This window comes from Bradyrhizobium sp. SRS-191, from assembly GCF_024586915.1.
Taxonomy (GTDB): domain Bacteria; phylum Pseudomonadota; class Alphaproteobacteria; order Rhizobiales; family Xanthobacteraceae; genus Bradyrhizobium.
Map to the genome: position 1 here is coordinate 196,916 of NZ_JANBVS010000013.1, position 24,389 is coordinate 221,304.

Annotated in this window: 19 protein-coding genes; 11 read left to right on the plus strand and 8 right to left on the minus strand. The window is 66.5% G+C overall.

Annotated elements, in window-relative coordinates; translation table 11 throughout:
- Positions 1–708: a response regulator gene (locus NLR35_RS23010; RefSeq protein WP_257168812.1), complete on the minus strand. Its 708-nt coding sequence runs from the start codon at positions 706–708 to the stop codon at positions 1–3.
- Positions 709–916: 208 nt separating this feature from the next.
- On the opposite strand from NLR35_RS23010, the gene NLR35_RS23015 reads away from it, so the two are divergent.
- The 4 genes from NLR35_RS23015 (at position 917) to NLR35_RS23030 (ending at position 3,380) form a co-directional block, all read left to right on the plus strand.
- Positions 917–1,186, plus strand: coding sequence for a hypothetical protein (locus NLR35_RS23015; protein ID WP_306577698.1), 270 nt, complete (start codon positions 917–919; stop codon positions 1,184–1,186).
- Positions 1,187–1,347: 161 nt separating this feature from the next.
- Complete coding sequence (locus NLR35_RS23020; RefSeq protein WP_015664673.1) at positions 1,348–1,959, plus strand: LemA family protein; 612 nt, start codon at positions 1,348–1,350, stop codon at positions 1,957–1,959.
- A gap of 15 nt (positions 1,960–1,974) precedes the next feature.
- Positions 1,975–2,871 carry a YgcG family protein gene (locus NLR35_RS23025; protein WP_257168814.1) on the plus strand — a complete coding sequence of 299 codons (897 nt, stop codon included), beginning with the start codon at positions 1,975–1,977 and terminating at the stop codon, positions 2,869–2,871.
- A gap of 11 nt (positions 2,872–2,882) precedes the next feature.
- Complete coding sequence (locus tag NLR35_RS23030) at positions 2,883–3,380, plus strand: TPM domain-containing protein (RefSeq protein WP_257168815.1); 498 nt, start codon at positions 2,883–2,885, stop codon at positions 3,378–3,380.
- Between the two features lie 177 nt (positions 3,381–3,557).
- Here the strand turns inward: NLR35_RS23030 and NLR35_RS23035 are convergent, their stop codons facing one another.
- Positions 3,558–4,538, minus strand: a complete 981-nt coding sequence (locus tag NLR35_RS23035; protein WP_257168816.1) for a YafY family protein — start codon at positions 4,536–4,538, stop codon at positions 3,558–3,560.
- 88 nt (positions 4,539–4,626) lie between these two features.
- On the opposite strand from NLR35_RS23035, the gene NLR35_RS23040 reads away from it, so the two are divergent.
- Positions 4,627–5,271, plus strand: a complete 645-nt coding sequence (locus NLR35_RS23040) for a glutathione S-transferase family protein (protein WP_257168817.1) — start codon at positions 4,627–4,629, stop codon at positions 5,269–5,271.
- A 117-nt stretch (positions 5,272–5,388) separates the two neighbouring features.
- Here the strand turns inward: NLR35_RS23040 and NLR35_RS23045 are convergent, their stop codons facing one another.
- The gene (locus tag NLR35_RS23045) at positions 5,389–6,354 is read right to left on the minus strand and encodes a right-handed parallel beta-helix repeat-containing protein (RefSeq protein WP_257168818.1); all 966 of its coding nucleotides are present in this window, start codon (positions 6,352–6,354) and stop codon (positions 5,389–5,391) included.
- Between the two features lie 1,113 nt (positions 6,355–7,467).
- Between NLR35_RS23045 and NLR35_RS23050 the strand changes: the two genes are divergently transcribed.
- Both NLR35_RS23050 and NLR35_RS23055 read left to right on the plus strand, forming a co-directional pair.
- On the plus strand, positions 7,468–9,381 hold the full coding sequence (locus NLR35_RS23050; protein ID WP_257168819.1) for a hypothetical protein: 1,914 nt from the start codon (positions 7,468–7,470) through the stop codon (positions 9,379–9,381).
- A gap of 205 nt (positions 9,382–9,586) precedes the next feature.
- Positions 9,587–11,113 carry a hypothetical protein gene (locus NLR35_RS23055; protein ID WP_257168833.1) on the plus strand — a complete coding sequence of 509 codons (1,527 nt, stop codon included), beginning with the start codon at positions 9,587–9,589 and terminating at the stop codon, positions 11,111–11,113.
- A 1-nt stretch (position 11,114) separates the two neighbouring features.
- On the opposite strand, the gene NLR35_RS23060 is transcribed toward NLR35_RS23055, so the two are convergent.
- The 3 genes from NLR35_RS23060 to NLR35_RS23070 all read right to left on the minus strand — a co-directional run bounded on the left by NLR35_RS23060 (position 11,115) and on the right by NLR35_RS23070 (position 14,729).
- A complete protein-coding gene (locus NLR35_RS23060; RefSeq protein ID WP_257168820.1) occupies positions 11,115–12,323 on the minus strand; it encodes a CaiB/BaiF CoA-transferase family protein in 1,209 nt (402 codons plus the stop codon).
- Between the two features lie 248 nt (positions 12,324–12,571).
- Positions 12,572–12,772 carry a cold-shock protein gene (locus NLR35_RS23065; protein ID WP_006609369.1) on the minus strand — a complete coding sequence of 67 codons (201 nt, stop codon included), beginning with the start codon at positions 12,770–12,772 and terminating at the stop codon, positions 12,572–12,574.
- A gap of 235 nt (positions 12,773–13,007) precedes the next feature.
- The gene (locus NLR35_RS23070; protein WP_257168821.1) at positions 13,008–14,729 is read right to left on the minus strand and encodes an adenylate/guanylate cyclase domain-containing protein; all 1,722 of its coding nucleotides are present in this window, start codon (positions 14,727–14,729) and stop codon (positions 13,008–13,010) included.
- A 230-nt stretch (positions 14,730–14,959) separates the two neighbouring features.
- Between NLR35_RS23070 and NLR35_RS23075 the strand changes: the two genes are divergently transcribed.
- Positions 14,960–16,465 carry a glycosyltransferase family 39 protein gene (locus NLR35_RS23075; RefSeq protein WP_374940846.1) on the plus strand — a complete coding sequence of 502 codons (1,506 nt, stop codon included), beginning with the start codon at positions 14,960–14,962 and terminating at the stop codon, positions 16,463–16,465.
- Here NLR35_RS23075 and NLR35_RS23080 read toward each other — a convergent pair whose 3' ends face one another.
- Complete coding sequence (locus NLR35_RS23080; protein WP_257168822.1) at positions 16,466–17,497, minus strand: YcjF family protein; 1,032 nt, start codon at positions 17,495–17,497, stop codon at positions 16,466–16,468.
- Entirely contained in the window at positions 17,494–18,957 is a 1,464-nt protein-coding gene (locus NLR35_RS23085; RefSeq protein ID WP_257168823.1) for a YcjX family protein, read from the minus strand. The genes NLR35_RS23080 and NLR35_RS23085 overlap by 4 nt, the downstream gene beginning before the upstream one ends.
- A 207-nt stretch (positions 18,958–19,164) precedes the next feature.
- Between NLR35_RS23085 and NLR35_RS23090 the strand changes: the two genes are divergently transcribed.
- The 3 genes from NLR35_RS23090 to NLR35_RS23100 all read left to right on the plus strand — a co-directional run bounded on the left by NLR35_RS23090 (position 19,165) and on the right by NLR35_RS23100 (position 23,908).
- The gene (locus NLR35_RS23090) at positions 19,165–19,860 is read left to right on the plus strand and encodes a hemolysin III family protein (RefSeq protein WP_257168824.1); all 696 of its coding nucleotides are present in this window, start codon (positions 19,165–19,167) and stop codon (positions 19,858–19,860) included.
- Between the two features lie 24 nt (positions 19,861–19,884).
- Entirely contained in the window at positions 19,885–20,679 is a 795-nt protein-coding gene (locus tag NLR35_RS23095) for an SDR family oxidoreductase (protein ID WP_257168825.1), read from the plus strand.
- 1,543 nt (positions 20,680–22,222) lie between these two features.
- The gene (locus NLR35_RS23100; RefSeq protein ID WP_257168826.1) at positions 22,223–23,908 is read left to right on the plus strand and encodes an outer membrane beta-barrel protein; all 1,686 of its coding nucleotides are present in this window, start codon (positions 22,223–22,225) and stop codon (positions 23,906–23,908) included.
- Positions 23,909–24,389: the final 481 nt, after the last annotated feature.

Consider the following 24,389-nt stretch of genomic DNA (forward strand, 5'->3'; position numbering starts at 1 on the left):
TCAGAGCTCCTTGACCGCGCCGGTGAAGATGTAGCCGGCGCTGCGCACGGTCTTGATCAGCTCGTCCTCGCCGTCGCGCTCGAGCTTCTTGCGCAGCCGGCTTACCTGCACGTCGATGGTGCGGTCGAGCGGATCGGCCTGCCGCCCGCGTGTCCAATCCATCAGCTGCTCGCGCGACAGCACGCGGTTGGGCCTGACCAGGAAACAGCCGAGCAGCTCGAACTCCGCGCTGGTGAGCGGCAGCGGGCCGTCCTGCGTATGCGCGATCTCGCGCTTGTCGAGATCGACCGTGAGGCTCGCATTGACGAGAAAGCGGCGGTTCTCCAGCGGCGCCGGCTCGGCGCGGCGCAGGATGGCCCGGATGCGAGCCACCAGCTCGCGCGGACTGAACGGCTTCGGCAGATAATCGTCGGCGCCCATCTCGAGCCCGACGATACGGTCGATCTCGTCGCCCTTCGCGGTCAGCATCAGGATCGGCACCCGCGAGGCCGCGCGCAGCCGGCGACAGATCGACAGCCCATCCTCGCCCGGCAGCATGATGTCGAGCACGACCAGATCGGGATCACCGAAGGTGTTGCGAAAGCGGTCGAGCGCCGCGCCGCCGTCGCCGACATCGACGCGAAAGCCCTCGCGCGCGAGATGATCGCGCAGCAGGCTGCGGATCTCGATGTCGTCCTCGATGACCAGGAGATGGGGGCGGGTGTCCATGCAATGGTTTAAGAACACCCGGCCGCGCCGGGCAACCCGGGCCCGGACACCGTTACAAAACGTTACATGGCTGCGTTCTCCTGCAAACGGCCCGCAAACTTCATGAGCGAGGCTCTGTTCACGCCGTCAGGCGCTGGTGATGTAACAGGAGAGACAGATGCTTTCAGTTCGGACCTCATTTGCGGCCGCCGCGATCGGCGCCATGGTGATGGCTCTTGGCACCTCGGGCGCAAACGCCTGGACGCGCAGCGGCGGCGGCATGGGTCCGCGCGGCGGCACGTGGTCGACCTCCGCCTCGGGCGGCTGTGCCGGCGGCAGCTGCAGCCGCAGCCATGGCGGCACCTATACCGGCCCGCGCGGCGGCGTCGTCACCAACAGTGGCCAGACGAGCTGCGCCGGCGGCACCTGCACCCACACCGGAACGACCACCGGTCCGTATGGCGGCACCGTCAGCCGCAGCAGCACCTACACGCGCTGAGGCGAGCGAGACGGGGCAGGCGATTGCATCGCGCTTGCAGGCGCCGCCGCCATCCCTCGCAGCCTTTCAATTTGCCGCGATGTCGCCTATCTGACCCTATGAAGGCCACGCCGCGCGGACCGAGTTCCCCGCGCGGCCGGCCGCTGATGGGGGAGATTGCGATGCGGAGATTGCTGACCGTGCTGGCGGCGCTCATGACCTTGAGCCTGACCAATTGCGGCTACAACGCCATCCAGACCAATGACGAGCAGGTCAAGGCGGCCTGGTCCGAGGTGGTCAACCAGTATCAGCGCCGCGCCGATCTTGTGCCCAACCTCGTCAACAGCGTGAAGGGCTTTGCGCAGCAGGAGAAGGACGTGCTGCTCGGCGTCACCAACGCCCGCGCCAAGGTCGGCAGCGTCCAGGCGACCCCGGATGTGGTGAACGATCCCGCGGCGCTGCAGAAGTTCCAGGCGGCGCAGAGCGAGCTGACCGGTGCGCTGTCGCGTCTCCTGGTCGTCACCGAGAACTATCCGCAGCTGAAATCGGATGCGCTGTTCCGCGACCTGATGTCCCAGCTCGAAGGCACCGAGAACCGCATCACCGTGGCGCGCAACCGCTATATCAAGTCGGTGCAGGAATATAACGTCGGCATCCGCACCTTCCCGAACAACCTGACGGCCATGATGTTCGGCTACAAGGAGAAGGCCAACTTCACCGTCGAGAACGAGCGCGAGATCTCGGTCGCGCCCAAGGTCGACTTCAACGCGCCAGCGCCCGCTCCGTCCAAATAACCGGAGCCTCCGCTCGTGCGCGCGCTGTCGGCCGTCAAGGCGCTGCTTGCGACACTGTTTGTCTGCCTCGCCACGCTGGCGTGGGCCGACGTCGCGGTGCCGCAGCTCACCGGCCGCGTCGTCGACCAGACCGGGACGCTGTCGTCATCCGATATCGCCAGCCTGACGCAGAAGCTGAAGGATCTGGAAACCCGCAAGGGCAGCCAGGTCGCGGTGCTGATCGTGCCGACCACGCAGCCGGAGACGATCGAGCAGTTTTCGATCCGCGTCGCGGAAGCCTGGAAGATCGGCCGCAAGAAGGTCGACGACGGCGCGCTGCTGGTGATCGCGAAGGGCGACCGCAAGCTGCGCATCGAGGTCGGCTACGGCCTCGAAGGCAGCCTGACAGACGTCACCGCGCGCCGCATCATCGACGAGGTCATCACGCCGAAATTCCGCAACGGTGATTTCGCCGGCGGCATCGATGCCGGCGTCGACCGGATCATCGGCGTCATCAATGGCGAGCCGTTGCCGGTGCCGCAGCCGCAGGCGTCGCATGGCGACGTCGATTTCGATTCCCTCACCTCGTTCGCGCCGGTCGCGCTGTTCGGAGCGCTGGTGATCGGCGGCATCCTGCGCACCTTGCTCGGCCGTCTCCTGGGATCGCTCGCCACCGGCGGCGCGATGGGCGCGATCGCCTGGCTGATGGTGGGATCGGCAGGGTTGGCCGCGCTGTCGGCGATCGCCGGCTTCGTCATCGCCTTCATCGCCGACAGCTTTGCGTCGATGTCCGGACCCGGCAGCGGTCGCCGTGGCGGCTGGTCGGGTGGATCGTCGTCATCAGGCTGGAGCAGCGGCAGCTCGAGCGACAGCGGCAGCTTCTCCGGCGGCGGCGGCAGTTTTGGCGGCGGCGGCGCCTCGGGCAGCTGGTGAGGCGGACGAATATGAGCATCACACGGATCAGCCGGCACCTTCTGCACCATCACTGGCAGCTGAAGCGCATCTTCACGCCGGAGGTGCTGGCGCGCATCGAACAGGCCATCAAGGCCGGCGAGCGCACGCATGCGGGGCAGGTGCGCTTCGTCGTCGAAGGCGCGCTCGACGGCCGCCCACTGTGGCGCAACCAGCCGCCGCGTGAGCGCGCGCTCGATGTGTTCGCGCAGCTGCGCATCTGGGACACCGCCGATAACAACGGCGTCCTGATCTATCTCCTGCTCGCCGATCGCGACGTCGAGATCATCGCCGACCGCGGCATCCATGACCGCGTCGGCGCCGAAGGGTGGGAGACGATCTGCCGGGCGATGGAGGCGGAGTTTCGGCAGGGACGCTTCGAGCCGGGCGTGATGCAGGGTATCGCGGCGGTATCACGCGAGCTCGCCAAGCATTATCCGCCGCATGCCGGCGAGACGAACGAGCTGCCCGACGCACCGGTGGTGATGTAGCTCGAATCGCGCGCGTCGCACTCACTCCGGCCAGTCGCGCTCACCCCGAGTGGACAAGAGCGCACACCGCTCTCACCCCGTCATTGCGAGCGCAGCGAAGCAATCCAGAGTCCCGCCCGCCACCCTGGATTACTTCGCTACGCTCGCAATGACGCGGATGGAGCGGGTGTTTGCAACTCACACCGTCGCAGCTGCGCCGTAGCGCTTCACCATGTCTCGCGCCAGCTCGGCCATCTTCGCGCGCAGCTCGGGCGGGTCGAGCACTTCGGCTTCCGGGCCGAACCGCAGCAGCTCGCCGGCGGCATGCCACAGCGTCGTTCCGGTCGGGATCGTCGCGATGCGCCAACCATCGGCGTCTGCCTCGTCAGCGAGGCGCGTGCGGGCGCGCACGTAAGGCTGGCTCCACACCTCCAGCAGCTTCACGCCGAGCGGTGACAGGCGCACCGTCGCCGCATTCGGATGCATCTCCGCTTCGAGCCGCTCGGTCGCGGCCCGCCAGTAGGCGGCGAGGTCGAAATCCGCGGGCCGCGTAAAACTCTCGGCCGTCACCGTGCAATCGTGGATGCGCGCGACGCGATAGGTGCGTACGCTGCGTTCGACGCCTCCCGCGAGATACCAGCTGCCGCCCTTGAGCACGAGGCCGAGCGGGGCGACGCGGCGGCGCTTCTCGGCGCGCCAGGTCTGATAGCGGATGTCAACCATGACCTCGCGCAGCAGCGCGTCCGCGATGGCCCGCAGATGCGGCGGCTCCTCGGACTCGCCGAACCAGCCGGGTGCGTCGAGATGGAAGCGCGCCTGCATCCGTCCGGCAGTGGCGCGCGAATTCTGCGGCAGCGCCGCCACCAGCTTGGTCTGCGCCGCGCTCATCGCATCGTCGAGGCCGAGCGCCGCGGCCGGGCCGGGCAACCCCGCCATGAACAGTGCATCCGTCTCCGCCGGCGACAGCCCGTTCAGCCGCACGCGATAGCCGTCGAGCAGGCGGAACCCGCCTTCGGCGCCGCGCTCGGCATAGACGGGGATGCCCGCGGCCGAGAGCGCATCGATGTCGCGATAGATCGTGCGCACCGACACCTCGCAGGCCTCCGCAAGCTCGGGGGCCGTGACCTGTCCCTTGGCCTGCAACGTCGTGAGGATGGAGAGCAGCCGGCTCGCGCGCATGCCGCTCTTAAACCATACCTGACATGGACTGTCAGGTATGCCGTGCGACAAGCTGGGCTATCGAAAGCCGGCAATGGGAGGAGCCATCATGACCGCCGACGACACCATCACCCTGTATTATTCCCCGCAGACCCGCGCCGCCGGCGCCCGCGTCTTGCTCGAGGAACTCGGCGCGCCCTATGATCTGCATGTCCTCAACATGAAGGCGGGCGAGCAGCGCAAGCCGGAATTCCTGGCGATCAATCCGCTCGGCAAGGTGCCGACGGTCGGCCATCGCGGAGAGATCGTCACCGAGCAGGTCGCGATCTTCATCTATCTCGCCGATCTGTTCCCGCAGGCCGGCCTGACGCCGGCGCTGGACGATCCCCTGCGCGGACCGTATCTGCGCTGGATCGCCTATTACGGCTCGTCGTTCGAGCCGGCCGTGATCGACCATTTCATGAAGCGCGAGCCGGCCCCGGTGACGCAGTCGCCGTATGCCGACTACGACACCATGCTGGGTGCGCTGGAGCAGCAACTCGCGAAGGGGCCGTATCTGCTCGGCGAGCGGATGACTGCCGCCGACGTGCTGTGGGGCGTCGCCTTCAACTGGACCATGATGTTCGGCGTGGTGCCGCGCAAGGAGGTGTTCGTACGCTACGCCGAGCGCGTCACGTCACGTCCGGCGTTCCAGCGCGTCACCGCCGCGGATGTGGAGATGGCAGCGCAGCACGCGGCCGCTGCCGGCGTCTGAGCGCCAGCATCAACGCAATCCAGCGAGGTCCCGCCGGCAACGGGACCTCGCCGATGTGATGACACTTCGTCCGCTTGCCGCGGGACTACAAATGTCGGGCTTCCCGCGGCGGCGTCGCTAGTTCAGGCTGATCCCCGTGAGCGGCGTGCCGTCGACGCCGTTGTTGCTGATCGCGTTGTTCTTGAAGGACGAGACGGAGCCGCCGCCGGTCTGGACGACGCCGTTGGAATTGCCCTGGATGACGGAATTTCCCAACGTCACGATGGCGCCGCTGCCGCTTGCCAGAACGCCGCTGCTGTTGAACTCGGAGACGATCTGGTCGAGAAAGACGCCCATTCCTGGCTTTCCAGCGGGCACCGTGGCCGATATCCCGGCATTGCTGTTCAGATTGGTCAGGGTTTTCGTCACCATCACGCTGACGGGGCTGCTCGCATTCGCTGTCGTCACCGTGACACCGAACGCGGATGCCTTGAGCGTCGAGGCCGAGATCACCACCTGCGCAGCCCCGCTCGGCGCGATCGAAATAGCGCTTTGCGAGAAGTTCTCGATCGTGCAGTTCTCGACGATGAGTTTTCGGCCGGCCAGCATATTGACGCCATTGAGACCGAGGGTCGTGCCGGCGCCGTTGATGCTGAGGTTGCGTAGGATGATGACGTCGGATGCGCCGGCATTCACGTTGATGCCGTTTGTCCCCGACGCCAGGATTGAGGCCATGGTCCCCCCGCCATCGATCGTGATCGACTTGGTGATCGTCACCGCGCCGTAGCCGCCGGGATCGATCACGTCAATTTCGCCGCCGGCAGCGGTCTTCGAGATCGCGCCGGCGAAGGTCTTGCAGGGCGCCGTGCGGCTGCACGGGTTGACGTCGTCACCGACGCCGGACACCCACGTCCGCGTGGCCTGGGCGTGCGCCGCCGGCGAGGCGAGGATCAAAAGTGCGGCGCACAAAAATCCGAACGAAGAAATGAGCTTTCGCATGAGGGCTCCCCCTGGGAATGTGGAAATGAAAAATAGTCCACCGCAGGGTATTAGTCTAAGAAAGCAACCAGAGCGTTCATCGAAAATTTCGAAGGAAGACCGCACAGTTCGCGACTATTTCGGTGACGGCTATTTCGGGGCACCGTATTTGGTATTTGTATTTTGTGATCCTCCGCTGCCGATGCAGGCGCGTCATCCTCCGCTGTCTTCCCGGACAAGCCGTGCCGTGCGCCAGCACGGTGCGGCGCTGATCCGGGATCCATACGCCACAGCCGACATGATGCAGAAGATGTCAACGACCAGCCCTGCCACAAAACGCTCCCTGGGGTTACGGATCCCCTAGGCGTTCGCCGGGATGACAATGGGACCAACTAGATGCCGACGGTTCGAGTGAAGTCCTGCATCGTTGTCGGCGCGCTTGAATTCCATAGACGCCACGACACGACGGGCAATCCGCGCATCCCCGTCATGCGCAAACTGCCCGTCGTGTTAGTTTGTCGCACGACCCGCTCTTGCACCGTCGGGCAAATCGGATCGATGCTCTCGTCCATCCCGCCTGCAATGAAGAGGGGCGTGTCGGCCGATCGTCACGAGGCGTAGCAGCGGGGAGCGGTGGACGTGTCGGGCCTGGGGCTTTCGCGCAAGCGGGGCCGGCGAGCAGGTCGGATGCGGACGGTCAAGTCGTAGGGTCCTGGCATCCCGAAGCCGATGCCCAGCGCAATGCGCGCGAGCGCATTGTCGCGACACGGTGACCAGAAAGCCCGGCGCATCGGGGAGACTACGAAGCAGCCGTAAAACCACCGCGCAGGGAAGGCCGGGTATGTCCGGCTGAGCCTGTGGTTCCTGCCCCGTGCATTCTTGTCCGCACGGGGGCCGCGGGTATCAGTCGATACCCGGTCTTCCCTGCGCCCTCTGATAGGGAGGGTGAACATCGGCAGAGCTCGGGCGCGACCGCGCCGCGAGAGGGTTTGGCGCTGCCCGTCGTCGCTATCAGCAAGAGCGCCGCCGGCGTCGCGAATCGATGGCTTGCGCAGCGGATGGGCGCCTCGGCGATGAATATTCGGGCACCGCTTGCCACATCTGCTCCATGTTGTCGGCGCAAATCCGCCCCGGATGAATCCCTAAAACTCAGGTAAGCCCAGCAAAAGTAAGATTTTGGCAATCAATCAAACGCTAACTAAGGTTACCAAGGGCTGAACGTCATCGGGAGACTTGAACGTGAGCGAGCAAAAGGCCGAACAGACCAGCCTCGGCACTGCTAGTCCTGGCGTCGTCGGCGCTGAGCCGGTGCTGAAGACTTCTGCGTCCCCCGACGTCGTCGATAAGGCTGTGCCGGCGATCGCTCCGGTCGCACAGCCGATGATCTCGCCCGACCACGAGGCGCCATCGGCCGACCAGCCCGCCATCGTAGCAAAGACCGCTGCGGCCGAAGCGCCGGCCTCCGAGCCCAAAGCCGAACCGGTTGCGGCGCTCGCTGCGACCGAGGCGCATCCCGCCACGGAGACCAAGGCCGAGGTGGTGAAGCTCGAGGCGGCCAAAACTGACGAAATCAAGACGGATGAGACCAAGGCGGGCCCGCCGCCGGTCGAGAGCGCGAAGGCGGAGGTCAGCAAGCCTGAGCCCAAGCGGCTCGACCTGGTGAAGTCCGACAAGGGCAAGTCCGAAAATAAGTCCGAAAACAAGTCCGAGAAGAAGGCGGATATGGCGAAAGCCGATCCGCTCAAACTCAATGCCGGCCAGAGCTCGTCCAGTCAGATCGCCGCCAAATCCCCGCCGACGATCCTGGACCTGATCAGGACCGAGCCGGCCAAGCCGGCGGAGCCGGTCAAGACCGCCACTGCGGCGGGCGACCTGCTCAAGGTCGAAACGCCCAAGCTGTCGACCCTCGCATCCAATGCGCCGAAGATCGGCCCGATGGGGACGACGGCCGCCAAGCCCGACGCGCCGGTGAAGCCGGAGACAGTGAGTAAGCCTGCGTCCGTCAAGCCGGACGTTGCTGTGAAATCCGAAGCGGTTGCCAAGCCGGAGCCGGTGGTGAAGCCCGAATTGGCTGCGAAGCCGGAGCCGACGGTCAAGCCCGACGCCGCGGTGAAGCCCGAGGCTGTCACTAAGGTCGAGGCCAAGCGTCCCGCCGTGGAGTCTGCGCCGGTGAGCAAGGCCGGCATGGCCGGCGCCGCGGTCGACAAGGCCACGGCCTGGGCAAGGGCCAAGCTCAAGGCCGAGCCGTTCACATCCAATTCGGCGGCCAAGCCCGCGCCCGCTGCTGCCGCGATGGCTGCCGGTGCTGCAGCGGCGTTGCCGCCGAAGCCGCCTGGCAACTCCGCCGCGCGCCTGCCGGCCTCGGCCCGCCTCGGGCTGCCGGCGATGGCTGCGGTGCTGCTGCTGGCCATGGTGGTCGGCGGCGTGGCCGGTGGCCTCGTGACCGCCACCTTGGTCGACCGCTCCGGCGGCGGCACGGCCGAGGCCACGGGCACTGGGACAGCGGATCCGACGCTGAGTGCGGCGGTGTCGCGCATCGACAACGAGATCGCCAATCTCAAGGCGAGCCTCGAGCAGACCAACCAGACCAGCCTGGTCGAGCTCAACAAATCGGCCGAGCGTCTCGACCGGCTGGAGAAGGTGCTGGGTGAGCTTGCGACCAAGGCGTCGGGCAAGCCGAGCGAATTGCAGCGGCTGAGCGATGCCGTCGAGCGGCTGCGCGCGGCGCAGGCTTCGGCGAGCTCGCAGCCGTCGGCCCGCGACACCACGGCGTCGGTGCCGCAGGCGGTGGGTGCGATCAATGCGGCAGCGCCGCCGTCAGGCGTGCCGATGCGGCAGGAGGCGAGCCGCGCCGAGCCGGCCAGGACGGACGCGAGCACGCCAAGCAGGACCGAGCCGAGCCGGGCAGAACCTGCCCGCGCGGAGACGGCGCGGGCCGATGCGGCCCGCACCGAGGCCGCCAAGCCGAAGGTCGTCGAGGGCTGGGTGCTGCGCGACGTCGGCCGTGGCGGCGCGCTGATCGAGGGCCGCGGCGGGCTGTATGAGGTCTATGCCGGCGATCCCGTGCCGGGCCTCGGCAAGGTCGATGCGATCCGCAAGCAGGACGGCCGCTGGGTCGTCTTCACCACCAAGGGACTTGTCGTCGCGCGCTGACCGACCATCTCTTCATCGGGACCGAATTCGGCGAGGCGCCTCACTGCGACGTGAGGCGCCTCGTCGCATAATGGCCAGACGCCGCCGCCTTTCGGCTATCTTCGGCCATTAGCAAGCCCTGCGCGCGACACGGCGGACCGCCGCCTCGCGCGATCGATTGCGGAAGAGGAGGCGCGTCGTGCGATTGTCGGTGTTGGGCCTGTTGATGCTGTGCTGCGGCTCGCTCGCACATGCAGACGAGAGCGCGCCGCTCGAACGCGGCACCGCGATTCTCGAGCCGTTCGCATTGCGCGAGCTCGACAAGGGCGCCTTCGGTCTCGGCAGGATGCTGGCGCCCGCGGCCGCCAATGAGGCGCCGCTGGCCGACGCCGCGCTGTTCGCACTGCCGTCGATGGCTCCAGTCCGCAAGGCGCTCGATGCTGAGTTCGACCGTTATATCGAGAAGCACAAGGCGAGCCTGCCTAACGAGAGCATCGGCGTCGGCACCTCCTACGCTTTCCAGCTGTTCGACCGCACCGTGCTGGACACGCCCGATGCGCGCTTCGTGCTCGCCGGCGTCGTCAACCGTATGGACCGCGCCTTCGTCGATCCCGAGCATTGCGGCGAGGTGCGGCTGCTCTACCGGTTGACGCGGACCACGCCGCCGGAAGCCAAGGACGGCGAGGTCGCGTCGCCGCGGCTGCCGATGACGCTCAACATCGTGCTCAAGGCGCGCAGCGACGCGCAGGCGAAGAGTAATTCACCGAGCTGCGCCGAGATCGCCAAGCGCTGGCTGGCGACGTCGGAGCTGCAACTGACCGGCCCTGAGCTCGCGGCGAAGCTGTCGGCCGCGGATGGGCCGCTGGCGCTGATCCGGCCGGAGAACATTCATCGCATCGAGACCAATCTGCAGATCGCGCATGCGCCGAAATCGGCGATCCGCGATTTCCGCACCGACTACATGATGAAGGTGTTCGACTATCAGGCCGCGAGCGGCACGTTCGAGGAGGCGGTGCTGGAGGACCAGATCGACCGCGACCGGCTGCTTGCGGACGCCGCGCTGGCAGGCGAGTTCAAGGCCTGGCTGCTCGATCCCGCCCATCTCGGCGAGCTCGATCGCGGGATGGCGGTCATCCCGGACAAATTCCTGGCCAAGGTCGCGGTGGCCCCGACGCCGGTTGGTTTCGTCAATTCCGACATGTTGCCGGCCTACGGGCTGGTGCAGAGCGAGGCGGGTGGACCGGCTGCGGTGTTCTCCGAGGCCGATGTGGTCGGGGCGCTGGAGAAGGCGGCCGCGCAGGGCATTCAGCTCGAGAACATCCAGTCGGTCGCGGGCTTCGAGCGCCGCCTCAACGATTCCAGCTGCGGCGGTTGTCATCAGACGCGCGGCATCGGCGGCTTCCATTTCCCCGGCGTCGATTGGATGGCGGAAAAGCCGTCCAACACTGTGGTGGTGCCGGGCTCGCCGCATTTCTTCGGCGACCAGGTCCGCCGCCGCGACATCCTCACCGCGATGGCCGAGGGCCGCACGCCGGACTTCTCGCGCGGCTTCGCCAGCCGTCCGCAGCTGCGCGGCAGCGACGAGCTCGCCGGCACGGTCTACAATGATGGTTGGGGCGGGCATTGCTACGCGAGCCGCGCCGACGCCGCTGACAACGACAAGAGTTTCTCGCGCTGGAGCTGCGCGGCGAACCTGTCCTGTCAGACCGGCCCGGCAACGCGGTTCGGCATGTGCTTCATCGCGACGCGCTAGCTCAGGCCACCGCGCCGCGCGCGCGCAAGGCCTGGATGGCCTCGTCGTCGAAGCCGGCACCGCGCAGGATCTCGTCGCTGTGCTGGCCCACGCCCGGCGGCTTGCGCGGGGCGACCTTGCGCTGGCCGTCGATGAAGATCGGGCTGTTGACAGTCAGCATGGTGTCGTTCTCGAACGGCACCAGCACCTCGTTCTCGATCATCTGCCGGTCGTTCGGAATGTCGTCGAGAATGCCGACCACGCCGAACACCAGCCCGCTGCCGTCGAGGATCTTGCGCCATTCGGCCAGCGGCCTGGTCGCGAACACCGCATCAAATTCGTGGATCAGCTCGACCGAGCGCGCGTGGCGGTCGGCCTTGGTCTTGAAGCGGAGATCGTCGATCAGGTCGTCGCGGCCGAGACAGCGGGCCAGGATCGGCCACTGCTTCTCCTCGTTGAGCAACGACAGCATGATCCAGCGGCCATCCTGGCATTGGTAGTGATTGGCGACCGCGTTCAGCGCCCGCTCGCGCGGCCGCCGCTCGACGAAGGTGGCGCCGCACAATTTGGCTTGCGCCAGCACGGACGCCGCCCAGACCCCGTTCGCCATCAGGTTGGAGGCGACGTGGCTGCCCCTGCCGGTCTTCTCGCGCTGATACAGCGCCGTGACGATCGCGCCGTAAAAGGCCATCGCGCAAGGATGGTCGCCCATGCCCGCCACCGAGCGGGCCGGCGTCGTGCTCTCGTCGGCGCGGACGAGGTCCATCAGTCCGGATCGCGCCCAATAGGCGTTGCTGTCGAAGCCCGGCTTGTCGGCTTCCTCGCCCTTCTCGCCATATCCCGTGAACGACGCATAGATCAGACGCTCATTCAGCGGCGCGAGCTTTTCGTAGGTGAGGCCGAGCTTGGCGCGGACGGAAGGAGGGAAGTTGGTGATGAAGACGTCGGCCTCACGGACAAGCCGTTGCAGCACGCTTTGCGCTTCCGGTTTCGAGAGATCGAGCGCGAGGCTGCGCTTGTTGCGGGCTTCGAGATACCACGCGTAGTTATGCTCGCTGCGCGGATACCCTGGCAAATTCGGCAGGTTGCGATAGGGATCGCCGGCGCCGGGCGGCTCGATCTTGATGACGTCGGCGCCGAAATCGGAAAGGACGGTCGCGGCGGCGGGGGCAGCAATGAAGCTCGCGCAGTCCAGTACCTTGAGGCCGTGGAAAATGCCCTTGTCGTCCATGAGGCGTCGCTCCCGTTCTTGCTTCCGCGTGCTGGAATTTTGTTGTTTGCACGCTTCGACCCCCATTTGACCAAGGTCGGGCGGTCGAGGCAATGGCGGGGGCGGGAGTTGAGCTATGAACAAACGTAAAGTGTGATCAGGAGCGGGCGCCGCTCCTGTCTGATCTCGTTGTGTCCGTGAGCGTTGGCTTGATGAGTGGGACGCTTCCGCCAAAAGCCGTCAGGCGGAATGGCGCTGCACGTCGCCTGCTACACTTTCAGGTTCTCGGCCGAGCTCCTGCCGCGGTTGGCGATTTCCTCGTATTCGATCGTCTGGCCCTCGTTGAGGGTCGTCAGTCCGGCCTTCTGAACAGCGGAGATATGAACGAAAATGTCTTTGCCCCCGGCCGCGGGCTGGATGAAGCCATAGCCCTTGGTCGGGTTGAACCACTTGACCGTACCTTTAGCCATACGTTGCCTCCGCGGGATCAATCCAGTTCGAGCCGGCGGTCCCCGCAAACCGTCAGGTCCGGATGAAAGACTACTGCGGTTGCCACAGGCTTGATAGCGCAAACAGCGGGCGCTTCTGGCCCGAAATGATCGATATCATGGCCACTTTGCGGCGTTTGATCGCCGCGCCCCACAGCCTCGTTGCAACCGTTCTCGATAGGACAGCGCAGGCCGCGGAGAGGTTCAATGCGACCTGTCATGCGACGGCGCCTGTGCCTGCCACGAGATCGGTGGGCTCCGCAGCGGTGCGGACCCGCAGCGGCTCGGCGCGGCCGCGGATCTCCACCTCCTGCTGCGGCAGGATATCCGGACCAATGCCTGCACGCGCGTAGACGTCGTCGGAGATGATGACCTGACAGCCGAGGGTCTTCGTCATGTCCTGCAGCCGCGAGGCGACGTTGACGGCATCGCCGAGCGCCGTGAACACCATGTGGTCGCGATAGCCGATCTCGCCGACGATGACTTCGCCACCGTGAATGCCGATGCCGAAACGGATCGGCTCGGGCAGATCGTGGCTCAGGAGCTGATTGAGCTCGGCAATGTTGGTCGCGATGTCACCTGCGGCCCGGATCGCCTGGCTGCAGGCCATCTGCGGATCTGTCGACAATCCGAACAGCGCGAGCATGCCATCGCCGACGAACTGATTGGGCTGCCCGCCATTGCTGAGCACGGCTTGCGAGACCGCCGCGAGGAAGCGGTTGACGATGAACACGACGTCGAACGGCAGCCGCTTCTCGGCAAGGCTGGTCGATCCGCGCATGTCGACGAACAGGCTGACGAGATAGCGTTCCTGCCCGATCCCGGCCTTGGGGTTGCCGTGCCCGCCTGGCGTCAAATTCGGCATGAACAACTGGAAGAAGGACAGGTCGTCGGTCGGACGCAACTGACAGGCCAGCCGGATCGAAGGATCGTCGGCGCCGACTTGCGCCAGCACGAAGGCCTCGCGCGGCGAAGGCGTGGGCAGGCTGCCGGGATCGCCGATCACCCTGATGCGGCAGGTCGAACAGCGGGCACGGCCGCCGCACATGCTGGCATGCGGCACGTTGTTGCGCTGGCTGGCCTCCAGCACCGAGAGGCCCTTGGGCACCCGGATGACGCGGCCATTATTGTAGGACAGGGTCACCATTCCGCCGCGTCGCTCATGCATCGCGCGCGCTCCACGGGCGGCGAGTGCGATGCCGAGCAGGCCCAGATAGCCGATCAGGAAGCCGTTCATGATGGCCTCGAGCTTTGCCCCCTCGGCAGGGGTTCCCATCTGCCTCTGAGACAGGTTCTCGGCGCGCCACTCAGCGGTCGTGCTTGCGGCGATGGCGTCACGGCCGCCGCGATAGAAGCCGAGCAGCGCCAGCGCAGGAATCAGCACGGCACAGGCGAGCAGCCAGGGCGTAGCCCGCTTGTAGAACGGCTTGAGCCGCAGCCAGAAATGCAGGCCGATACAGCCGTGCGTCCAGGATGTCAGCAGCGCTGTCGACATCAGCCAGACGCGCCAGGACGGGCCGGACCAATAGGAGTAGAGAACCTGCGGATAGAGCTTCTCGTGTCCGTAGAGCGTCTGACCGAGACGGACGCCGGCGAGGTGGCTGAAGATCAGCACCGGAATGCTCAGGCCGAGCACGAGCTGCAGCGGCTCCATGGTGCTGCCGCTGAATTGCCGGCGCTGGTACAGCGCCCACACGCCGAGGCCGCCATGGGTGAGGACGGCGGCATAGAACAGGACGGCGACCGGGAGAAACTGCCAGAACGCAACATGGTAGGCCAAGCCCCAGGCGAGCGCCTGCAGCGAGATGTTGCCGAGCGCATGGTTGAGAAAATGGCTGAGCAGGTAGCTGAAGAGAATGAGGCCGCAGATCAGCCGCAGCTGGCGCAGGCCGATGCCGCGAAGGGTGGTTTTCAGGCGGTGGGAAATGAAGGGGGTCATGCAGTTCGTGTCGTCATGAACCGCGATGGTAGAGATTTATTCCATGACAGCCTAGAGGGCCGCATCGCAGTGGTGTTGGCGCGTCGGGCGGAAGCGTTGACTCGACCCGCGGAGTCGAGGAAAAGCAGCGCGTGACGGCCATTTCCCCAGACATCGACAGTCCCAAATCCCAGGTCTCCTCCCAGGTCTCCCGCGGCATGTGGTTGACTGCGGCCGCGATCATCGCGGCCATGACGATCCTCCGCATCATCTATGCAAGCGCGCTCGATCTGCGGACCGACGAAGCCTATTACTGGACCTGGTCGAAGGAACTGCAGCTCTGCTTTCTCGATCATCCGCCCATGATCGCCTGGTTCATCCGGCTCGGCACGGCGCTGTTCGGCGACACCAATCTCGGTGTTCGCTTCGCCGGCATTCTGGCCATGGGCGTGATGCAGGTCCTGCTCGCCGACATCGCCCGCCGCGTGACTCACGATGCCCGGGCCGTGATCCTCGCGGTGCTGCTGCCGGAGGCTGCGCTGTATTACGGTCTGCTGATGGCCAAGGTCGCGCCTGACGTCGCGGCGATCCCGTTTGCGCTCGGGATGATCTGGGCGCTGGTGCGCGTTGCCGAGAGCGATGACGGCCGCTGGTGGCTGGCTGCCGGCCTGTTCGGCGGACTCGCGGTGCTGTCCAAATTCACCGTCGTCATGTTGCTGCCCGCGGTCGCGGCGTTCCTGCTGGTGCCGAGTTGGCGGGGCCGCTGGCTCGGCAGTCCTTATCCGTGGCTCGCGGCGCTGATCGCGCTCGTGGCGTTTTCGCCCGTGCTGATCTGGAACGTTCAGCATGACTGGGCCTCGTTCCGCTTCCAATTCGTCCGAGCCACGGCGCCGCATGATTTTTCGTTGCGGACTCTCGGCGACTACATCGGACTGCAGTTCGGGCAGGTCGGCTTTGTGCTGCTGCCGGTCACGCTGACGGCACTGACGCTGACGGCCTGGCGCGGCTATCGCAGGCGCGAGCCGGTCGACATCCTGCTGTCGACGGCCGTGCTGGTGCCGTTCCTCTACTTCCTCTGGAAGTCGTTCACTTTGCGGATCGGCGACACCTGGCCGATGTTCATGTGGCCGATCGGGTTTGCCGCGGTCGCGATCAACATCGCGAAGCTGCAGCAGGACGGCGCGTCGGACTGGTTCATTCGCTCCACCATGCGCTGGGCACGGATCGCCGTTGTCAGCGGCATCGCGATGGTGGTGCTGATCTTCCTGTACTACGTCGCTGCGCCCTGGAATTTTCTCGGCCGCACCGATCCGATCGGCGCGGAGGCGGGTTATCAGCAGGTGGCGGCGCGGGTCGAGCAGGAGCTGGACAAGACCGGCGCCAGCTGGATCGCGACGTCGGACTATCGCACCTATGCGATGATGCGGTGGTTCTTCCGAGGGCGCGTGCCGGTGGTCCAGATCAACGAGCGCGCCCGCTTCATGGGCTTTCGTGATCCCGGCATGGACCTGATCGCGGGACATGCCGGCCTCTATGTCGCGCGCGAGCCGGACAACACCGGCCCGCTGCTGGCGGGGACGACCGCACGCCGCGAACCGCTTGGCATGGTGGAGCGGAGCTGGCGCGGCCGCGTCATGGACAGCTACGCGCTGGGCAAGCTGACCGGCTGGACGCCGGAGCTCTCGCCGCCGCCGGACTCGCCGCTGTATCAATGGCGCTGGCTCGCCGGCGATCTCGAGGCGACGCCGCGCGCTTGATCATTTCTCCTCATCCTCCTGCTTGCGCAGCAGATCCTTGGCGAGATCGGCGAGCGCCGGCCGCGGCAGCGCCGCAAACGGCATCGGCCGGGTCACGTCGATCGCGGCGAGACCGAGCCGCGCGGTGAGTAGACCGTTGAGCACGCCTTCGCCGAGCCGCTGGGACAGCTTGGCGGCGATGCCGTGGCCAAGCACCTGCTGGATCAGGCTGTCGCTCGCGGCCATGCCGCCGGTGATGGCGAGATGGGCCACGACATGGCGCAGCAGGCTGATCATGCCGAGCGCGCCGGGCCGTCCGCCGTAGAGCATGGCGAGCTGGCGGATCATTCGCAGGCTTGCGACGAACACGAACAGCACGTCGATCAGCGCGCGCGGGCTGACCGCCGTGACGACGGACACGCGCTGCGCTGCCACCGACACCAGTCGCCGCGCCTCGATGTCGAGCGGCGCCATCAGCTCGCGCTCGGCAAGCTTGATCATGTCGGCGCCGTCGATGATGTCGTCGGCGTGGCCGGCGAGCTCGGCGCGCGGACGGGCGAGCCTTGGATTGGCATGGGCGATCCGCAACAGCTCGGCGATGACGTCGCGGCTCTCGGCGCGATCGTCGGACAGCAGCACTGCGGCTGCGCGCGCGTGCAGCTTTTCGATCGTGGCCAGACGCACCAGCCCGTAGGTCTCGCGGCCGATCACGGCGGCCAGCGCGACGGCGGCGGCCGCGGCAAACCCGGCGCCGACATAGCCGAGCGCCTCGCTGCGCGCGAACAGATCCTCGATCAGCCTGGTGACACCGAGGCCGAGGCCGAGCAGGACGAGGCCGCCGACCGAGCCCCAGAACAGCGCGCCCCAGCGGAAGCCGCGCCGCGCCGGCAGCACGATCTCGACCGGCACCGGCAATTGCGCCGGATCGGCCTGCGGCGTGATCTGAATGGTGCCGCGGCCGGGACGGCCGGCCTCCTCGGCGTCGACGACCACGACATCGGGATCGTCGAGCCGGAACGTCTGGGGACGGCGGGGCTTGGCGCGATCGCTCATTGCAGCCGGTCTCCGATCAGGAACTGAAGGGCGCGGTCGAGACGAATATGGGGCAAAGCGGGCTCGCCGCCAGCGTCTGGCGCCAGCAACGGCGGACGGAAACGCAGGAAGCGGAAGTCCGTACCGTCGGCGCCGGCGCTCGACAGGCCGCGATAGGCGCCGCCCTTGAACAGCTCCTCGGCATCCGCCGGCAGCTCGCCGGGAAAGGTCGCGACCTCGGTGTTGCCGTCGAAGATCTCGCCATTGGCGCTCTCGCCGGCGGCGGGTGTGCCGAGCAGCGACGGCAGTTTGTCACGGCCGCGCGCGACCAGCGCCTCGCGGGTTGCCCTGACGGCGGCCAGCGCCACCACATCGATCGCAGCGCCGGTGCTCTCGGCGCGCGCCACCGCGCGGTTGACGGCGCGCCGCAGCACGGCCTCGAGCCGGTCGTGACTGGTGTGGTGCAGATGGTCGGCCTTGGTGGCGGCGAACAGGATGCGATCGATGCGCGGCCGAAACAATGTCGACAGCACCGTGCCGCGTCCGACGCGGAAGCAATCGAGAATGCCGGTCAGCGCGGCTTCGAGATCATGCAGCGCCTCCGGTCCCGCGTTGAAGGCCGCGAGCGCGTCGACCAGGACGATCTGGCGATCGAGCCGGGCGAAATGATCGCGGAAGAACGGCCTGACGACGATGTCCTTGTAGGACTCGTAGCGGCGCGCCATCATCGCCCATAGCGAACCGTCGGGCGCGCGGCCCTCCGTGGGGATGTCGAGTGGCGCAAAGGTCAGCGCCGGCGACCCCGCGAGATTGCCCGGCATCAGGAAGCGGCCGGGCGGCAACAGACTCATCGCGAAGCGATCGTCACGACAGGCGCGCAGGTACTCGGTGAACAGGTGCGCCGCTTCGAGCGTCGCGGGCTCGTCCTCGCGTCCTTCGGCGGAGAGCGTCGCAAGGTGAGCGTGCCATGCTCCGGCCAGATGCACCCGCGGCTCGCTGCGCGACAGTGCCAGACTCTCGCGCGCCCAGTCCTCGTAGCTCTTGTTGAGCAGCGGCAGGTCGAGCAGCCATTCGCCGGGATAGTCGACGATGTCGAGCGTCAGCGTCCGTTCCGCGCCATTGCCGCGCTGAAACTCGATCACCAGCCGGAGCTCGCTGATGTCGACCGTCGAGCTCGGCCAGCGCCGCTCCGCGACCAATGCCCGCACATGGCCTTCATAGGCGAAGCGCGGCACGCCGTCATCCGGCTGCGGCGCGAGATAGGCGCGTGCGATGCGGCCGGACGCCAGGGCCTCGAACACCGGCAGGCGGCCGCCGCGGACGAGGCCGTGGATCAGCGCGGTGATGAACACGGTCTTGCCGGCCCGTGACAGCCCGGTGACGCCGAGCCGGATCGTCGGGTTCAGGAAGCTCTCGCCGTAATCGAGCAGGGCGCGGGCCGAGAGCCGCGCTTCCTCGACGAGTTCGGAAAAGGACACCATGAGGGGAGGAGATTCGCCAGTTGAAAAGGGCGTGAGCGATTTTTGACAGGTGGCGACGCAAAACGACGGATTCAAGCTCACATTTCCGCACCGTTTCCGGATAGAACCAGAACTTGAACGGAACGTTGACCACTGGAAACCATAATCATTGCGGCACAATTGTCCCATGTGGCCAGCTGTGCCGGCCAGCCAGCGCCAGGTTCTGAGATGACCGTATTTCAACTGAAGCAGTTCGCATCCACCTCCGTCCACGCCGCCACCGGGGCGATGCGGTGGAATTACGACAAGGTCGAGATCATCGCCGACGGCGTGGTCCATATCGTCGGCATCGCGGCCGGCCTGGTTGCCGCGACTGTGCTCGTGGTTTTGACCTCGATCTACGCCAGTGCCGTCGACATCATCGTGGTGTCGATCTACGTCGCCGGCCTGTTGTCGATGCTGACCTTGTCGGCGACCTATAATCTCTGGCCGGTGTCGCCGACCAAATGGGTGCTGCGGCGGTTCGATCACTCCGCCATCTACGTGCTGATCGCGGCGACCTACACGCCGTTCATCGCGGCGTTGAAGGACTCGTTGTTTTCGGCGGCGCTGCTGCTCGGGGTCTGGGGCGTCGCCATCTTCGGCATCGTGCTGAAGCTGCGTTGGCCAGGCCGCTTCGATGCGCTCTCGATCGGGCTGTACCTGGCGCTCGGCTGGAGCGGCATCATGATGTACGATCGGGTGATCACGGTGATGCCGACCTCGGTGCTCGCCTGCGTGCTCACCGGCGGCATCCTCTACAGCCTCGGCGTCATCTTCCATTCCTGGCGGCGCTTGCGCTTCCAGAACGCGATCTGGCATGCTTTCGTGTTGCTGGGCGCCGGTTTTCATTATACCGCGGTGCTCGACTTGGTTCTGACATAAGAAAATCCGCGGGGAGGGCTTTGCATGCAGGTGACCGGCAAGATTGTGGTGGTCACCGGCGGAGCCCGTGGCATCGGCAAGGCGCTGTGCGAGGCATTCGCCGCGGCCGGTGCAGCGAAGGTCGTCGTTGCCGATCTCGACGAGGCCGGCGCCAAGGCCGTCGCTGAGAGCATCGGCGGCGCGGCGTTCAAGTGTGACGTCTCTCAGGAAGCCGATATCAGCCGCGTGATCGAGGAGACCGAGCGGCAGTTCGGGCCGATCGCGCTGTTCTGCTCCAATGCCGGCATCGGCGGCGGCTTCGACCCGCTGTCGGTGAATGTTGGCGGCACGTCCGACGAGCCGTGGTCGCGCAGCTGGGCGATCCATGTCATGGCTCATGTCTGGGCGGCGCGGCATCTGGTCCCGCTCTACAAGGCGCGCGGCGGCGGCTATTTCCTCAACACGATCTCGGCGGCCGGCCTGTTGTCGCAGGTCGGCAGCGCGCCGTATTCCACCACCAAGCATGCCGCGGTGGGCTTCGCCGAGAATCTCGCGATCTCGCACAAGGCCGACAACATCAAGGTCTCGATCCTGTGCCCGCAGGGCGTCGATACCGACATGCTGCGCTCGATTCCGAAGGGGCCGCAATCCGGCGACGGTGACCTGGCGCCGGAGCAGGTCGCACAGGACGTGATCAAGGGGCTTGCGGAGGAGAGCTTCCTGATCCTGCCGCATCCCCAGGTGCTCGGCTACATGCGCAAGAAGACCGAGAATTACGACCGCTGGCTCGGCGGCATGGCCAAGATCCAGGCCAGGATGCGCGAGGAGTTCGGGACGTAGTTCTGCGGGGAGGGCACAGCCGATCGTGAGCAACCGCCAGAGTTTGCTCGCACGACGCTGCGTGATACAGCGCCCTCTCCCCTTGTGGGAGAGGGCAGTTCCGGCCCATCCACGTACTCGGTTGGGTGAGGGGTATCTCTCCGCGAGCGACGCGCGTGGAAAGATACCCCTCACCCAACCGAGCTTGCCGAACGTTCCTACATGCCCCCTCCCACAAGGGGAGAGGGCGCATTCACTTGCAGCTCTCCGATTTCCCGATGAGCGCGTAGGGTGGGCAAAGCGGCCACTCGTAGGGCGGCGGCGTGCCCACCGTGCATCTGCACACGCGGCGCCAATGGTGGGCACGGCGCGCGAGACAGCGGAGCTTGTTGTCAGCAGCATGCCTGCGCCTTTGCATACCCTACGGCTCAATGCACTCCGCCGTCCTCCCGGCGAACGCCGGGACCCATAACCACAGGGCGTGGTTTGAGGCACGCACGTTGACCATCTCACCCGCCACGTCCGCCACGGCGTATGGATCCCGGCGTTCGCCGGGATGACGAGGGGGAGAGATCGTGTGCATACCGTCGACAGCCGAATTGATCTGACAATTGGACATGATCTCGCGTCCCCGCGGCGTAAGACGCCCGAGTGGTGCATCGAACATGTCCCCTCGAAAACAATCGAAGGGCGCAGGGAATGCCGGGTGACGGCGTCACCCATGGCCCGCCTGCGGAAAAAAATGCAGGCGGCAGGTACCACAGGTGCAGCCGGATCAGCCCGGCATTCCCTGCGCGACAGTCTTAACGCTTATATCGCGCTCTCCCCGGTGTCCGGCTTGTAGCCACCGTCAGTCGTGCGATGCGCTTGCATCGTCACAACCTTGACGCCAGCATCGGGGCGCCAGGACCACGCGACTTCACGTCCGCAAGAGCATCGTTCGTCCGCACCTCCCTGAGGAAGCGCTGCGAGCTCTCGCGGCCATCGCATCCCCGCCTCGCGTGTCGTGACGATCGCGCGCAACGCCCCTTCGAGTGAGGCGGGATGCGCGGAAACATCGTCCTGATTTGCCCGACACGGCAAGGCGGCGAGGGTGCGACACTTTAACTCGACGGGCAATTGCGGCACGGCTGATATGCAGCGCCTGCCCGTCGTGCAACGGGGCCGATGCAGCCGAGCGCATGTCGGCCGTGCCGCAGCCATGGTCGCAGCCCAATTTCGACGAGATTTGTCGCCGATGAGCGAACGGAGCTTGCCTTGCTATCGCGCGCTGCCGACTAATTAGTCGCATCCCCATGGACGCGTCCGCCCGTCGGCGCGCCTCGATGGCCGCGTGTTGCGACGGCTTCTCATTATCGCCTGAAACTTCCCCAGCTCGGCAAAATTTCCGCCGACCTTTGCCGGCTATTTCCAAGGCGGGGGAGCCGTCGCGCGGATGCGCAGCGTGTCATCGCGGCAGCGCCTCGGTCTCACTTGATGGCGTGCTCTCGGTTGCTTCGGTTTTGCCTTGCAAGCTCATTCACCTCATAAGACCGGCGCGTTCGCGGTACGGACGAAGCGGCTCATGGTGACGCGATCCCAGCGCGGGGTCACGCTCGCGCTCGTCGAGGTGCTGCTGCTGGCGGTCATGGTGGCCGAGCCGGCGGCCGCGCAGCAGACCATCAAGGCCAAGCCGACCGACGTCGTGCCCGGACGTGCCGACCGTCTGTTCTTCCGCCACATCACCGCACGCAGCATCTACTACAACGTTCCGCGGATCGCGACCGACAGCCGCGTTCTCATGATGCGCCAGGATCCGCGCGGCATCAGCGCGCTGCTGCGTCCCGTGCGCGAGGCCGGCGCACCATCCTTGGCAGCGCCGGGCAAGGGCACGCCGGCCGGCAGCTTCGCGTTCGGCCCGGCGGCGTTTCAGCCGGCCCGCGGCACCGCCGTTGCGGTCGCGCCGCCGACGAACCGGGCCGCAGTGGCATCGCAGTCCGCGCCCAGGCAGATCGCGGCAACGCCCGCCGCGGCGCAGCCGGCCGCCGCCGAATCCTCCGCGGCTGCGGCGCAGCCCGCCGCCGTGCTGCGCAATCGCGACGTCTTGCCGGAGCGCAATCTCGACACGGTGAAGCCGCAGCCGGTGACGCCGGACGCGAAGCCCTATGAGCCGACGGGGCTCACGGTCGGATCGTTCCTGGTGAAGCCTGCGGTCGAAATCCAGGCCGGCTATGATACCAATCCGACCCGGCGAACCGGCGGGCCCGGATCGCCGGTGGCGATCGTCGCGACGGAGGTCTCGGTGCGCTCGCAATGGGAGCGGCATCAGCTCAACGCCGATTTCCGCGGCGCCTATACCGAGGACACCAACGTCCGCTCGCTCAGCCATCCGACCTTCGAGGCGCGGGCGCAGGGGCGATACGATGTCACCGAAGGCACAGCGCTCACAGGCGAGGCGCGCTTCGTCAACGATGCGCTGGCGCTGCCCGGCGCGCTCAAGCTGCCACGCGCCACGACATTCGGCGGCAGCGCCGGCGTGCTGCAGAAGATCGGCCCGACCGAGATCGCGTTCAAGGGATCGGCCGACCGCGTCGTCTTCAACGATGCGATGATCACGGCCAACGTGCCGCTGCGGACGCAGGACCGCAACTACACCCAGCCGGGCGCGCAGATGCGCGTCACCTATGTGCTGACGCCGACCATCTCGCCCTTCATCGACATGAGCTTCGACCGCCGCAATCACGATCTGCAGGTCGACTTCAACGGGCAGCGCCGCGACTCCACCGGCATCGCCGCGCGCGCGGGCGCCGTCGTCAACATGGGGTCGCTGACCGGCGAGGCCTCGGTCGGCTATCTGACGCGCCGGATGGACTCGCCCATGATGCCCAACATCAACGGCGTCATCGCGGATGCGACGCTGGCCTGGGCTGCGACCGATACGACGACGTTCGTGCTGGTGGCGCGCTCGCAGGCCTCGGAGACGCCGGCGATGAACGTCTCGGGCATCCTGTCGCGCGACGTGATCCTGCAGATGGATCATCAGTTCGAGCCCTGGCTGATCGGCACGCTGCGCGGCGGCTATGGCCAGGATCAGTTCGTCGGCATCGGCCGGGTCGACCAGCGGATGTTCCTGGCCGCCGGCGGTCTCTACAAGCTGAACCGCAACGTCCAGCTCAAGAGCGAGGTCCGCACCGAATGGACCCGCTCCAACATGCCGCTCAACAATTTCATGGCCGTGGTCGGCCTCGTCGGCGTGCGCTTCCAATATTGAGCGGTGGCGGAGGCGGCACCGCTCGTGTAGCTGCATCTCAACTCGAACCTCTCAGTGCAAGCGGAACTCGTCGCGGCTCCGTGAAGAATGGGGAGAGGGAGCGCACCGTCGTTGTGGTGAGCGCTCATGTTCTATCGAGCTTGGGAACGTTAGTTGATCGGACGATCTCGGCCGGCAAGGGCGCTGCAAACCTCTCCCCGCCTTTTGCGGGGGCGCGACGAGCTTCGCTCGCGTTGAGAGGTCGGATTGCGCCGCCATCCGGGTGAGCAACTGTGCTTTTCGGGCGGTGCGTCCGAGCGATGGTCAGGCTGCCAGCGTTCTCGAGACCGTCAATGACGCGTTGCGCCGCCTGCGGCGGTGGCCTTCGGCCATCATTGACCGTCCCTGCGAGCGCTGGCTTGGGCGGCGGCAGGTCGGGACGGAGGGATGGCCGCCCTTCGATCGAACAAAGGGATGGCCAAGAGGTCATGCGGCCTTCGCT

Excerpts from the sequence above, each read along its gene's own strand:
- NLR35_RS23010 (WP_257168812.1), bottom strand. The coding sequence starts at position 708 with ATGGACACCCGCCCCCATCTCCTGGTCATCGAGGACGACATCGAGATC.
- NLR35_RS23015 (WP_306577698.1), top strand. The coding sequence starts at position 917 with ATGGCTCTTGGCACCTCGGGCGCAAACGCCTGGACGCGCAGCGGCGGC.
- NLR35_RS23020 (WP_015664673.1), top strand. The coding sequence starts at position 1,348 with ATGCGGAGATTGCTGACCGTGCTGGCGGCGCTCATGACCTTGAGCCTG.
- NLR35_RS23030 (WP_257168815.1), top strand. The coding sequence starts at position 2,883 with ATGAGCATCACACGGATCAGCCGGCACCTTCTGCACCATCACTGGCAG.
- NLR35_RS23035 (WP_257168816.1), bottom strand. The coding sequence starts at position 4,538 with ATGCGCGCGAGCCGGCTGCTCTCCATCCTCACGACGTTGCAGGCCAAG.
- NLR35_RS23040 (WP_257168817.1), top strand. The coding sequence starts at position 4,627 with ATGACCGCCGACGACACCATCACCCTGTATTATTCCCCGCAGACCCGC.
- NLR35_RS23055 (WP_257168833.1), top strand. The coding sequence starts at position 9,587 with ATGCTGTGCTGCGGCTCGCTCGCACATGCAGACGAGAGCGCGCCGCTC.
- NLR35_RS23060 (WP_257168820.1), bottom strand. The coding sequence starts at position 12,323 with ATGGACGACAAGGGCATTTTCCACGGCCTCAAGGTACTGGACTGCGCG.
- NLR35_RS23065 (WP_006609369.1), bottom strand. The coding sequence starts at position 12,772 with ATGGCTAAAGGTACGGTCAAGTGGTTCAACCCGACCAAGGGCTATGGC.
- NLR35_RS23070 (WP_257168821.1), bottom strand. The coding sequence starts at position 14,729 with ATGACCCCCTTCATTTCCCACCGCCTGAAAACCACCCTTCGCGGCATC.
- NLR35_RS23075 (WP_374940846.1), top strand. The coding sequence starts at position 14,960 with ATGACGATCCTCCGCATCATCTATGCAAGCGCGCTCGATCTGCGGACC.
- NLR35_RS23080 (WP_257168822.1), bottom strand. The coding sequence starts at position 17,497 with ATGAGCGATCGCGCCAAGCCCCGCCGTCCCCAGACGTTCCGGCTCGAC.
- NLR35_RS23085 (WP_257168823.1), bottom strand. The coding sequence starts at position 18,957 with ATGGTGTCCTTTTCCGAACTCGTCGAGGAAGCGCGGCTCTCGGCCCGC.
- NLR35_RS23090 (WP_257168824.1), top strand. The coding sequence starts at position 19,165 with ATGACCGTATTTCAACTGAAGCAGTTCGCATCCACCTCCGTCCACGCC.
- NLR35_RS23095 (WP_257168825.1), top strand. The coding sequence starts at position 19,885 with ATGCAGGTGACCGGCAAGATTGTGGTGGTCACCGGCGGAGCCCGTGGC.
- NLR35_RS23100 (WP_257168826.1), top strand. The coding sequence starts at position 22,223 with ATGGTGACGCGATCCCAGCGCGGGGTCACGCTCGCGCTCGTCGAGGTG.